This is a genomic window from Flindersiella endophytica (assembly GCF_054779015.1).
This window is the reverse complement of the sequence record NZ_BAAGYY010000009.1, coordinates 1,007,967-1,020,171: the sequence shown is the minus strand read 5'-3', so window position 1 is coordinate 1,020,171 and position 12,205 is coordinate 1,007,967. Positions and strand designations below refer to the sequence as shown.

Below are 12,205 nucleotides of genomic sequence, written 5' to 3'. Positions count from 1 at the left end.
ATCGCCGCGCAGCCGGGTTCGGCGGGCCAGCAGCGGGCGTACCTGGGTTGGTGGGGTGGTGGTCGGGGGAAGTGGCGGACTGTCGAGCACGACCAGGACCCGCCGGCCGTCGAGGCGGTTGCGGAGCAGCGCCACCCGATCCCCTTCGTCGGCTGGGATCTCGGCGGCGGGAACCCCGAGCCGGAGCAGCATGTGCGCGTGGATCCCGCCGGGAGCGCTGTCGGCCGGCACGGCGCCCGAGTCGTGCAGCGACGCTACGAGCAACCGGATCGCACACCGGCGTTCGCTCGGCTACGACTTCAACGCGCCGCCGCACGTCGCCACCGACGGCTCGCCGAGCACGGAGAACCCCGCGTGTGGCGCGTTCGCCAACTACTACACGTCGAGCGACTACGACACCGGTGCCCTGCGCGACCCGGTGGGCACGCCGTCGGCCGAAGTGCGGTACCGGTTCACGGCCAACGGCCCGGACCCCGCCGTTGTCGTTCGCGACCCGAACGCAGCCATCGGCTGGACGTTCATCGACCGCGACTGCGTGACCGACTGGCGCGGCATCGCGTTCGACAACGACGACGACTGACGAGCGTCCACAGACCGCCTTGGTAGGGGCGAACAAGGAGCGGGCTCCGGGGCCGTGTGCCGACCTTCCCGGAGCCCGCTCCAACTTTTCTTCGTGGTGCACCGATGAGTTTTCCGGGCCGCTCTGGTCTCTTCTGGCAACACGAACAACGAAAGCTATGAAGGGAAAGAGCAATGGCGACCCAAACCGCGGTTCAGACGCCCGCCAACGACACCGCTTCCACGTCCACCGCCACCGGACGCCGCACGGCCGCCGTTGCCGGGGTCGGCCGTGACCTCGTACTGCTGCTTGCCAGGATCGGCCTGGGCGTCGTGATGATCCTCCACGCGAAGCTGGAATGGGACTTCGCCGGTGGAAGCTTCTCCGGCCTGGGTGGCATGTTCGCGCAGTCTGGCATTCCGTTCCCCACACTCGCTGCGACGTTCAACGTCGTCCTGGAGTTCGCCGGCGGGATCGCTGTGATCGCCGGTGCCGCGTTGCCGCTGATCGGCGTCGCGATGGCCGCGAACATGACGGGCGCCTGGATCTTCGTCCACACCAGCGGCCTGTTCGCCATGGACCACAACGGCCCGGAGCTGGTCATCATGATCGGCCTGCTCAGCCTCGTCGTGGCCGTCGCCGGCTCGGGCCGGCTGGGCGTCGACCACTGGATCGCACGCTGGTACCGCAACCGCCGCGCGAGCCGCCAGGCCTGACGGCGGAGCAACCAGAACTTGCCCCGGCGGGGACGGATCGGATCCGTCCCCGCCGGCTGGTTTCTGCCCCTCGGGAAAAGTCGCTTCGGCTGCGGACCGCCCGGCGGCGGCCTAGTCTCTCTTGACATCGCTCGCCGCTGGCCCTAGCTTGTGCGCATACGTATGAGCATGTCGAGGCACCGCACCCGCAGGAAGGCCGGTCGAAATGGTCAAGCGTCGCGAACGGCCGCCGCGGCAGGCGGATGTGGCCCGGCTCGCGGGTGTGTCGCAAAGTGCCGTGTCGCGCGTGCTGGCCGGCGGCAACGACGCCACGCGCATTCCCGAAGAGACCCGCCAGCGGATCCTCGCCGCCGTGCGTGAACTCGGCTACGTGCCGAACGTCTCCGCCCGCAACCTGCGCAACAAACGCAACCACCTGCTCGGCGTCCACACCTTCGAGCCGGTCTTCCCGCACGCGCGGGAGGACTTCTACTTCGAGTTCCTGCTCGGCATCGAGGAACGTGCCGAAGAGCTCGGCTACGACATCGTGCTGTTCACGTCGACAGGTGCGGGCGACGGCCGCCGGCGGGTCTACCGCGACGGCACCAACCGGCTCAACCTCGCCGACGGCAGCATCCTGCTCGGCGTCTCCACCGACAAGGAGGACCTGGCACGGCTGTGGAACGACGGCTATCCGTTCGTCCACATCGGCCGCCGCGAGGTGCCGGGCGCCGACATCCCCTGCATCGTTCCCGACTACGCCGGCGTGACCGCCGAGATGGTCCACATGCTCGTGCTGCAAGGGCATCGCCACTTCGCCTACCTCCGCGAGAAGGCCGACATCGAGCCGTTCGAGGACCGGCGGCGCGGCTATGCCGAGGCCGTCGAGCGCTACCACCTCGTCGACCGTTCGCCGGGCTTCCACAGCGAGAGCGGCCTCACCGACGACTGGCTCGACCGGCTCGCGAACGGCCCGGAGACCGCGGTCGTCGCCGAGAACGGTGCGCTGGCCGAGGCTTTGCGCAAAGGGCTCGCGGTCCGTGGCCTGCACGTGCCCGAGGACGTGTCGGTCGTCGTGCTCGAAGGCACCGACCCGCCCGAAGCGCCGAGCTGGTACACCCTCAGCATCCCGAGGAAGCAGATCGGCCGGGTAGCGGTCGACGCCCTCGTCAGCCTGGTCGGCGACCCGGACCAACGCGGGCGCAGCATCGTCGTGCCCTGCTCGATCGTTCCCGGCACGACGATCGCGCCCGCGCGACCGAAGGGCTGAGCCCGCTCAACCCTGTGCGGCCAGCAGCACGAACGCGTTGAGGTGCCAGTGCTGGCCAGGAACGCTGGACAGTTCCAGGTCCACGTCGCGGCCGGTGGCACCACCGTCCAGCGCGAACCGGATCCAGGCGAACACGCCGTTCTGCAGGAACTCGCTCTCCGCCAGCAACTCGCCGCCGGACTTCGCGTACGTCGGATAGCACTGGTTGTTGTCGCCCACCAGGATGAACGCCTCGTGCGCACCGGCCGGCACCGAAACCCGCAACGTACGAGCCGTCGTGTCGTTGGTGAAGTCGCGGCGCAACGGATCGAACCGCGAACCCCGGTCGCGGGACTGCGGCTTGGTGCCCACCCAGCCGAAGCCCTTCTCCGCGTCCCACAGGTTCGACGGCGACAAGCGCTGGTAGGTGTCCAGCAGCGGGCTGCTGTCTGTACCGGAGTCGAGCGCAAGTACGCAACGGTCTCCGCTCGGCACCACCACGACGCTCACACCGCGCAGCACGGGGTAACCGCCGAGCACCGGCAGCCCGCCGGCGTCGGCCTGCACGCGCGGCTGGGCGAATCCCGGCGTCGGCGTGGACGCCTCGACCGGAATCCGGACCGTCGCGAACTCCTTCGAGGGCAGGCCGATCGTGCCGACGCCGGACGTCCAGCCGTCGGTGGGCGCGAGCTGGATCGAGACGTCCTGCCGGCTGGCCGACGCGTTGCCCACCACGACTTCCAGCGCGCTCGGCACGCCGCTGAGCACCACCGAGGTCGACAGCACCGGCTGCACCTGCACCCAGGACCGCTTGCCGTCCAGCACCTTGCCCTTCTCGAAGAAGAAGCCGGCCAGCACCTCCCGCCACAGCGTCGAGTTGTCGACCTGCCGGCCGAATCGGTCCAGCGTCTCGGTGTAACGCCGGTCATCGATCCGGCCGCGCAGGCCTCGCCACAGCTCCCGGAGCCGGCGCGCGTCGTCGAGGCCGTCGAAATGTGTGTCGTAGATGTGCTGGATCACGGTCTTGCCGGAGCTCAGCAGGTGGCTGTACGGCACGCGGTGGAGGAACAGCAGCAGGTTCTCCGGGCAGGTCGCGAGCGACTCGTACAGCTCCCGGTTCGGGCTGTGGTACAAGGCGGTGTAGCCGTTTCCGGTGGCGACGGTCCGGTCGAAACCGGTGCCCGTGGCGTCGGAACGGTGGAACGCCTGCGACGCGTTCGGGTCGGGATCGAGATGGTTGTCGGGCAGCTGCATGAACCCGCAGCCGAGCGGCGAGGTGTAGTCCTCGAAGATCTCCCGCGACGACAACAACATGCCCCGCAACGTGCGCAGCACGCGGCCGTCGGAACCGAACGTCATCCGGATCCACTCCTCGGCCAGCTCCGCCGCGCCGAGTCGCGGATTCCACGCCAGCCGCCCGTACCCATGGGTGTTCGCGGCCGCGAGGTGATGCCCGGTCCAGTTGGTGTCGTCGCCGAAGTTCAGCACTCCCGCGACGCCGGCCAGCAAGCTCGCGACGGTCGTGCCCTCGCCGTCGGCGTGGGTGTCGAAGTCGTACACCTCCTTCCACAGGGGAACGAGGTAGCACAGGTGGGTCGACTGGCCGGTGTACTCCTGCGTGACCTGCAGCTCCAGCATCGTCCTGGTGTTCGGCAGCGCACCGAACAACGGATGCACCGGCTCGCGGACCTGGAAGTCGATCGGCCCGTTCTTGACCTGCACGATGGCGTTGTCGGCGAACTGGCCGTCGAGCGGTTTGAACGTCTCGTACGCCTTGTGCGCCCAGGTGTTGGCGTCGAAGTCGTGGAGGAACGCGCGCCACATCACGATGCCGCCGTGCGGCGCTACGGCGTTCGCGATCAGGTTCGCGCCGTCGGCATGCGTACGGCCGTAGTCGATCGGGCCGGGCTGGCTCTCGGAGTTGGCCTTCACCAGGAAGCCGCCGAAGTCGGGGATCGCCGCGTAGATCTCGTCGGCCTTGGCGCGCCACCACTCCTTGACGGCCGGTTCGAACGGGTCGGCCGTGGGCAGCTTGTCGAGCACCATCGGAGCGGCGAAGTTCGCCGAGAGGTAGAGCCGGACGCCCCACGGGCGCAGCGCACCGGCCAGCGCGGCCAGCCCCTCGATCAGGCCCGTGGACAGGAAGTCGGCCTGCGCGTTGACGTTGTTGACGACCGCGCCGTTCATGCCGATCGAGGCGAGCGCGCGGGCGTAGTCGGTGTAGCGCTGCCGGGTCGCTGGGAGCTCGTCCCAGTGGAAGATGGAGTCGCCGGCGTAGCCGCGTTCGACCATTCGGTTGAGGTTGTCCCAGTGGTTGGCCAGTCGCAGCGGGTTCGCGGGCTTTTCGGTGAGGTCCAGCCGCGTCAGATCGCGCTGGGTCTGCAGCAGGCGGAGCAGGTGGAACGCGCCGTACAGCACGCCTCGCTCCGACACACTGGCGACGACGATCGCGTCCCGGATGGAGCGCAGCATGTAGCCTTCCGGGCCGAGCTTCGCCAACTCCGCCTTGCCGACCAGCCGCGCCACGTGCGGGGACGAGTCCGGCGTACCGAAGACGACCGCACCCCGGCCGTCCGGCCTGGACCGGACGGGCGTGTCGCGGCCGAGCAGGCCGCGCAGGGCGGTGCGCAGCTCAGCGGTGGCGGACGCGAGCAGCGCCCCCTCACCCGGGTCGACCAGATGAGTGATCGCCCGGCGGTAGCTGTCGAGCAGCACAGCCGACTGGACGCGGCGATAGCGCAGCCAGAGGTCGTAACCGTCCTCGGCGGGGAGTGCTTGGAGCTCTTCGAGCGCGGGAGCGCCCGCGTGTGCCGCGGGCGGCTGGACCAGTCCTGAGGCGACGAGTGCGCCTCCTCCGGCGAGCAGACCTCGCCGGGAGATGTCGGCGTGCATACCGCGCAACGTTAGGAACCTGTCGTGCGCACCGTCAACGAATGTCGAAGGGGTGCGACCGCAACTGGCCGCACCCCTTGTAAATAAGCGAATCAGGCGTCAGCTGGGCGTCCAGATGGCCAACTCGCCGCCGGGCATGCTGACGACGCGCAGCCCACCCGGCCCGGTGAGGTTCCAGGCCTCGTAGCGCTCGTCCGACGGCACGTCGATCGTCCCGCCGTCGCCGAATCGCAGCTCGAGCCGGCCGTCGTCGTAAGCGAGCGCGGAGGCGGCCGTCCGCTGCCAGAACGTCAACGCCGGCGCCAGTGTGGGCGGATCGCCGGGCACCAGCTGCTCGCCGCCGCCATCGGCCGCGCGCAGCACGAACGCCGACTCGATCGTGACCTCGAAGTCATTCTCGAAGAGCAGCGTGACGGCGTGGTCGAACGAGCATCGGGTCACCTGATATCCCGCGAGCGGCAGGACCCAGCCGCCGTCCGACTGGACGAGCATCAGGCCTCTTCGTAGAACGCGTTCAGCATGGTGCCCGTCCGTGCCACCAGGTCGTAGGTGTAGACCTCACGGCCTGACACGAACGTACGCAGGGCGCGGCTCATCACGTCGAGCGGGTCGCCGGACCACACGACGACATCGCCGTCGAGGCCGACCTCGAGCGCGCCAACCCGGTCGTTCAGGCGCATGATGCGGGCGGGGTTGACCGTCAGCGCGCGCAACGCCGCAGCGGGGTCCAAGCCCTCCTTCACCGCGAGCGTGGCCTGGTGGACCAGGAAGTTGATCGGCACCACCGGGTGGTCGGTCGTGATGGCGATCTCGACGCCGGCGCGGTCCAGGATGCCGGGATTGCGCAACGAGCGTTCCTGGATCTCCAGCTTCGAACGAGACGTGAACAGCGGCCCGATGATGACCGGCACGCCCTGCTCGGCCAGCAGGTCGGCGATCAGGTGCCCTTCCGTACCGTGGTTGACGATCAGCCGGTAGCCGAACTCCTTCGACAGCCGGATCGCCGTGGCGATGTCGTCGGCCCGGTGGCAGTGCTGGCACCACGGCAGGTCGCCGTCGAGCACGCGGACCAGCGTCTCGAGCGAGTTGTCGCGGTCGAACGGCTTGTCCTCGACCTCCGCCGCACGCTTCTTGGCCTTGTAGTCCTGGGCCCTGGTGAACGCGTCGCGGATCACGGCGGCCACGCCCTGCCGGGTCGAGGGCAGCTCCTTGCGGTCGCCGTAGACCCGCTTGGGGTTCTCGCCCAGCGCGCTCTTCACACTGGCCGGCTCACGTATCACCATCTCATCGATGGTGCGGCCCCAGCACTTGATCGCGACCGTCTGCCCACCGATGGGGTTCCCCGAACCAGGCTTGACGACGACGCTCGTGACGCCGCCCGCGAGCGCGTCCTTGAAGCCGAGATCGGCCGGGTTGATGGCGTCCAGCGCACGCATCCGCGCACCGTTCGGGTTGGTCATCTCGTTGGTGTCGTTGCCGGCCCAGCCGACACTTTCCTCGTGGATTCCCACGTGGCCGTGCGACTCGACGAATCCCGGCAACACCCAGCTACCGGCCGCGTCGACGACGGGCGTGCCCGAAGGAATCTCCGTGGCCTCCGCCGAGCCGACCGCGCTGATCCTGCCGTCCTGGATGACGACGGTGCCGCCCGTGATCGGCTCACCTGAAACGGGTACGACATAACCGCCGGTGATCGCTACGTTCATTCCGCAGAATCTACCGCGATGTCACGAATTCACCGGCCCATCCGTCCACGCCCGCGTGGACGACAACCGAACCAGCACCGTGCTCGTCACCGGCGCGAGCGGGCGGCTCGGCACAGCGCTGCTGCCGCGACTGATGGAGGCCGGCGACGCGGTACGGGCGGCGAGCCGCCGGCCGGCGCTCGCCGACGGTCCGGTCGCATGGGTACGCGCCGACCTGACCACCGGCGATGGGCTCACCGCGGCCGTACGCGAGGCGGACGCGGTCGTGCACCTCGCCTCCGTTCCGTATCAGCGCGGCTACACCGTCGCCGTCGAGATCGACGGCACGCGGCGGCTCCTCGACGCGGCGCGGGCTGCCGGAGTTGGCCACGTCGTCGCCGACCAGATCGTCCACCGCCTCGAGCTCGGGCCGGTGGAGGCGATCGAGAGCTTCGGCGGCCGGAGGAGCTGTCGTCGCTGGACACCATGCGGCTGTGGCTGGACGTGCGCGGGCTGCGCCGGCCGATCCTGCGGGTGCGGATTCCCGGCCGGCTCGGCAGGACGTTCCGGGCCGGCTACCTGTCGGAGAACGCCCAGCCGGCCGGAGCCCGAACGTGGGTCGCCTATCTGAAGGAAACAGCAGAAACATAGTCGAAACGTTTCGGCCAGGCCGGTCGACACTAGACTGCGTTTCGAAGAATCGGCCGGGTGCAGAGACCCCTTGTCCCACCAAGCCCATTGGGGGCCCAATGGAATCTCTGACAGCCCTTCGCACCATCCCACGTTCGGCGTTGCGGCTCGTGCTCTTCGCGGCCGCCGCCGCGCTCTTCCTCACCGTCCTACCTGCGACCGACGCATCCGCTCACGGCTCCTCGATCAACCCGATGTCCCGGCACTACAGCTGCTGGAAGCGCTGGGGCAACGACTTCCAGAACCCGAACATGCGGACGCAGGATCCGATGTGCTGGCAGGCCTGGCAGGCCGACACGAACGCGATGTGGAACTGGAACGGCCTCTATCGCGAAGGCGTCGCCGGCAATCATCAGGCAGCGTTGCCTGACAACCAGCTCTGCAGCGGTGGACACACCAGCAGCGGGCGCTACAACGCACTCGACAACCCCGGCGCCTGGACGATGACGAACCTCAGCAACAACTTCACGTTCCAGACCCATGACGCTGCGAGGCACGGCGCGGACTACTACAAGATCTACGTGACCCGCCAGGGCTACGACGCGACCACCGACGCACTCGACTGGGCCGACCTGGAACTGGTCACCACGACCAGGCGGTACCTGCCGGGCGAGGGTACGCCGTCGACCGAGCCGCAGCTCAACGGCGTCACGGTGTCGTTCCCGGTCAGCGCTCCCGGGCGGACCGGGCGTCACATCGTGTTCATGATCTGGCAGGCCAGCCACCTGGACCAGTCGTTCTACGCCTGCGCTGATGTCAATTTCACCGGATGACAAGGTGTCATTGACATCGATCTGATTAAGTGTTTCGGGGAATGGCATATCGCGGTGCCGACGGCCGCGATATGCCATTCCTTGTCAGTCATCCGACGATTTCGTCATTCTGGGGTGAGCGCTTTCCTCGCCGGTAGCATTCGGTCGAATACGGTCCGTATGAGCGATAACGGCCGGACCGTCCAATTACGGACGAACCTACTGACACCGGGCTGACCTGCTACTTAACTGTGCCTTCTGCCAGCTCACTCTGCTGGCTGGGTGCCCCAGCAAACCCCACGCTGGACCGGCGGCGGCTCGCCGCCTACCCCACTCTGTCTCAACGAAGGCCTGTGCCATGAAACACCCTGCACTGTTGTCTTTTTCTACCCTGATCACGCTCGCCTTACTGGCGCCAATTCAGGCGCCAGCCTTCGAGGGAGAAGCAGAGGCGGCGTCATTAGTGGCGTCAGAGTTACGCGCATCCAATCCGCGTTACACCACTGTCATGCGGATGCCCGACATGTCGCTTCGAGCCGGCCAGGCGAAACTGATCGTCGGCCAGCTGGCGGCAACGTCGAACGTCTCCCGGGGCCCGATGATGGGAGCCCGGATCATCTGCCTCGGTGGCGGAGGCGGCTCGACGTACACGACCACAAACCATCTCGGTAAGTCCTCCGGTGTCAAGACGGCCACGATTCGCTGGCTGTTCATCGCGCCGAAGGACAGCGCCTACACCTGCGAGCTGCGCGGTGTGGCGTCCACGTCGATCGACCCGGACAAGGCTGTGCTGAAGCTCGTACCGAAGCAGATGCGGCTCGACGCCGCTTCCGCGAGCTCGCGTTCGCGAGAGTACGGCGACGGCAGCGACACCTGCGTTGGCAGCAAGGCGATTCCCGACATCAAGCGGTGCTCGGTCGTCCGGCGGACCGCCACGTTCCTCGGGAAGACGGTCTCGGTCGGAAAGGCGTCGACCGTGAACGTCATGGCCGACGTCGAGCTGAGCCGTGAGTACGGCCCCTATCCTGGCGGCGAGTCGAAGGTGCGCCTGACGTTGCGTTCCACCCCACTGGACCGCAACGGCCGCCGCTGCGGCACGACCACCCAGGGCTCGCGTACACAGTCGATCAGCCAGAACCTGCATCACGTCAAGCCACGCTTGACATTGAACGGCGTGCCGGCGTACCGGTCGTCGAGTTGTGGCGGGCAGATCCGCGTCGACGTCCAGGCCAAGTGGCTGGCCGGCAATCCCGTGACGGTCCACAACAGGACCTACTCCAACGGGATCGTCCTGGTGCGGTAGCCGTTCTGGCCACCGCTTCAGCGGTAGGCGGAAATGCCGGTCAACGCCTGACCGAGCACCAGCGTGTGCACCTCACTGGTCCCCTCATAGGTGAGGACGGACTCGAGGTTGTTGGCATGCCGCAACACGGAGTACTCCAGCGAGATCCCGCTCGCACCCAGGATCGTCCGGGCCTCCCGCGCGATCGCGAGCGCCTCCCGCACGTTGTTGAGCTTGCCCGCACTCACCTGCTCCGGCTGGAGGACACCGTCGTCCTTCAGCCGGCCGAGGCGAATCGCCAGCAGATAGCCCTTCAGCAACTCGACTGACATGTCCGCCAGCTTCTGCTGCGTCAGCTGGAACGCGGCGATCGGCTTGCCGAACTGCTCCCGCGTCACGGCGTAGTCCAGCGCCGTCCCCACACAGTCGCGGGCGGCACCGAGCGAGCCGAAGACGATTCCGAACCGAGCTTCGTTCAGACACGCCAGCGGACCCGACAAGCCGCGCGCCTCCGGCAGCATCGCCGAAGCGGGCAGGCGGCAGCCCGACAGCACGAGCTCCGACGTCACCGACGCGCGCATCGAGAGCTTGCCGTGGATGTCGCTGGTCGTGAAGCCCGGCGTGCCCCGCGGCACCAGGAAGCCGCGGATGCCGTCGTCCGTACGCGCCCACACCACCGCGACGTCGGCGAGTCCGCCGTTGGTGATCCAGAGCTTGGTGCCGTCCAGCACCCAGTCGGAGCCGTCCCTGCGCGCGGACGTACGCATGCCCGCGGGATTGCTGCCGAAGTCGGGCTCGGTGAGGCCGAAACAGCCGATCGCGTCGCCCGAAGCCATCCGCGGCAGCCACTCGGTGCGCTGCTCCTCCGAGCCGAACCGCCGGATCGCGTACATGGCAAGGGATCCCTGCACCGACACGAAGCTACGCAGGCCGGAGTCGGCGGCCTCCAGCTCCATGCAGGCCAGGCCGTAGCTGACGGCGTTCGCGCCCGCGCAGCCGTAGCCCTCGAGATGCATGCCGAGCACACCGAGCGAGCCCAGCTCGCCCACCAGCTCACGGGGGAACCGGCCCTGCTCGAACCACTCGCCGATGTAGGGCCGGACCTTGTCGTCGACGAACTGGCGTACGGTCAGCTGGATGTCGCGCTCGTCGTCGGTGAGCAGGCCCGGACCGGCGAGCAGCTCGATCGGGTCAGCGGCAGCGGGCTTGTTCATGCCAGATCCCTCAGCACTTCTGTGATCGGACGTACCTCGTCCCAGCTTGGCGGCGGCAGCCGGTAGGTCGCCGGCGTCGCGGAGAAGCCGACCGGGTGGCGTACCTGCCTGGATACCCTCCCGTCGGCGCCCTCGATCTCGATCGTCGGCGAGAGGTCGAGCCTGGCCGCGAGGTCGACCGCCTCGTCGATCCCGTTGACCAGACCGCAGGGCACACCGCGCGCCGTGAGCCGGGCCACCCAGTCCTGCGCGGGCGCGGTGGTCAGAGCGGTCGTGAGCGCCTCCAGCAAGGCGTCGCGATGCTTGACGCGTTCGGCGTTGGTGGCGAACCGCGGGTCCGGCTCGAGGCCGAGCTCGTTCCACAGCACGGCGAACTGCCGGTCGTTGCCGACTGCCAGCACCAGCGGGCGATCCGCCGCCGGCAGCACTTCGTACGGCGCGATGCTCGGATGCCGGTTACCCATCGCCTGGGGTACTACGCCCGCGTTGAGGTAACCGGAGGTCTGGTTGACCAGCCCGCTCAGCAAGCAGGCCAGCAAGCTCACCTCGAGGTGCTGGCCCTGGCCCGTGAGGTCTCGATGCCGCAGGGCGGCCAGGATCCCGGCGTGCGCGTGCAGCCCGGTGATCACGTCGACCACGGCGACACCCACCTTGGTGGGCTCGCCGTCAGCGGGTCCGGTGACGCTCATCAGCCCGCCGACAGCCTGCAGCAGGACGTCGTAGCCCGGCAGGCCGGCACCCGGGCCGGAGCCGAAGCCCGTGATCGAGCAGTAGACCGCGCGCGGATTGCGGGCCAGCACCTGGGCGGCGCCGAGGCCGAAGCGATCCATCGTTCCGGTACGGAAGTTCTCCACGACGACGTCGGCCCGGTCGCAGAGCTCGGCAGCGGCCCGCCGGTCGGCCTCGGTCGCGAGATCGCAGGTGACCGAGCGCTTGTTGCGGTTGATCGCCTGGAAGTACGTGCTCACACCGTCCGACCACGGCGGACCCCACGTGCGCGTCTCGTCGCCGGCGCCCGGGCGTTCGACCTTCACGACGGTCGCGCCCAGGTCGGCGAGCAGCATGGTGGCGTACGGCCCGGCCAGCACACGGCTGAAGTCGGCGACCAGGACGCCGTCGAGCGCGCCGGCGGTGCCAGCCGTGCTCGCCGCGCCTGCCATCCACGCTCTCCTCGCCGTTGCCCGTCT

General features: G+C 68.5%; 11 protein-coding genes. 6 read left to right on the top strand and 5 right to left on the bottom strand.

Features of this window, described 5'->3' with window-relative positions; genetic code table 11:
* Positions 1-190 precede the first annotated feature (190 nt).
* The 3 genes from ACYVF6_RS09905 to ACYVF6_RS09895 all read left to right on the top strand — a co-directional run bounded on the left by ACYVF6_RS09905 (position 191) and on the right by ACYVF6_RS09895 (position 2,524).
* Positions 191-580, top strand: a complete 390-nt coding sequence (locus ACYVF6_RS09905) for a hypothetical protein (protein ID WP_460518960.1) — start codon at positions 191-193, stop codon at positions 578-580.
* 173 nt (positions 581-753) lie between these two features.
* The gene (locus ACYVF6_RS09900; RefSeq protein ID WP_460518957.1) at positions 754-1,275 is read left to right on the top strand and encodes a DoxX family protein; all 522 of its coding nucleotides are present in this window, start codon (positions 754-756) and stop codon (positions 1,273-1,275) included.
* A gap of 205 nt (positions 1,276-1,480) precedes the next feature.
* Entirely contained in the window at positions 1,481-2,524 is a 1,044-nt protein-coding gene (locus ACYVF6_RS09895) for a LacI family DNA-binding transcriptional regulator (RefSeq protein WP_460518954.1), read from the top strand.
* Between the two features lie 6 nt (positions 2,525-2,530).
* Here ACYVF6_RS09895 and ACYVF6_RS09890 read toward each other — a convergent pair whose 3' ends face one another.
* The 3 genes from ACYVF6_RS09890 to ACYVF6_RS09880 form a co-directional block, all read right to left on the bottom strand.
* A complete protein-coding gene (locus ACYVF6_RS09890; protein WP_460518952.1) occupies positions 2,531-5,395 on the bottom strand; it encodes an alpha-glucuronidase family glycosyl hydrolase in 2,865 nt (954 codons plus the stop codon).
* 99 nt (positions 5,396-5,494) lie between these two features.
* On the bottom strand, positions 5,495-5,887 hold the full coding sequence (locus ACYVF6_RS09885) for a DUF6188 family protein (protein WP_460518950.1): 393 nt from the start codon (positions 5,885-5,887) through the stop codon (positions 5,495-5,497).
* A complete protein-coding gene (locus ACYVF6_RS09880; protein ID WP_460518947.1) occupies positions 5,887-7,101 on the bottom strand; it encodes an amidohydrolase in 1,215 nt (404 codons plus the stop codon). The genes ACYVF6_RS09885 and ACYVF6_RS09880 overlap by 1 nt, the downstream gene beginning before the upstream one ends.
* 55 nt (positions 7,102-7,156) lie before the next feature.
* On the opposite strand from ACYVF6_RS09880, the gene ACYVF6_RS09875 reads away from it, so the two are divergent.
* The 3 genes from ACYVF6_RS09875 (at position 7,157) to ACYVF6_RS09865 (ending at position 9,825) form a co-directional block, all read left to right on the top strand.
* The gene (locus ACYVF6_RS09875) at positions 7,157-7,711 is read left to right on the top strand and encodes an SDR family oxidoreductase (RefSeq protein WP_460518944.1); all 555 of its coding nucleotides are present in this window, start codon (positions 7,157-7,159) and stop codon (positions 7,709-7,711) included.
* Between the two features lie 118 nt (positions 7,712-7,829).
* On the top strand, positions 7,830-8,543 hold the full coding sequence (locus ACYVF6_RS09870) for a lytic polysaccharide monooxygenase auxiliary activity family 9 protein (RefSeq protein ID WP_460518941.1): 714 nt from the start codon (positions 7,830-7,832) through the stop codon (positions 8,541-8,543).
* A 487-nt stretch (positions 8,544-9,030) separates the two neighbouring features.
* On the top strand, positions 9,031-9,825 hold the full coding sequence (locus ACYVF6_RS09865) for a hypothetical protein (RefSeq protein ID WP_460518938.1): 795 nt from the start codon (positions 9,031-9,033) through the stop codon (positions 9,823-9,825).
* Between the two features lie 17 nt (positions 9,826-9,842).
* On the opposite strand, the gene ACYVF6_RS09860 is transcribed toward ACYVF6_RS09865, so the two are convergent.
* Both ACYVF6_RS09860 and ACYVF6_RS09855 read right to left on the bottom strand, forming a co-directional pair.
* Positions 9,843-11,018 (bottom strand): acyl-CoA dehydrogenase family protein, encoded by a 1,176-nt coding sequence (locus ACYVF6_RS09860; RefSeq protein ID WP_460518935.1) that lies wholly within the window; start codon positions 11,016-11,018, stop codon positions 9,843-9,845.
* The gene (locus ACYVF6_RS09855) at positions 11,015-12,178 is read right to left on the bottom strand and encodes a CaiB/BaiF CoA transferase family protein (protein ID WP_460518932.1); all 1,164 of its coding nucleotides are present in this window, start codon (positions 12,176-12,178) and stop codon (positions 11,015-11,017) included. Before ACYVF6_RS09855 ends, ACYVF6_RS09860 begins: the two co-directional genes overlap by 4 nt.
* Positions 12,179-12,205: the final 27 nt, after the last annotated feature.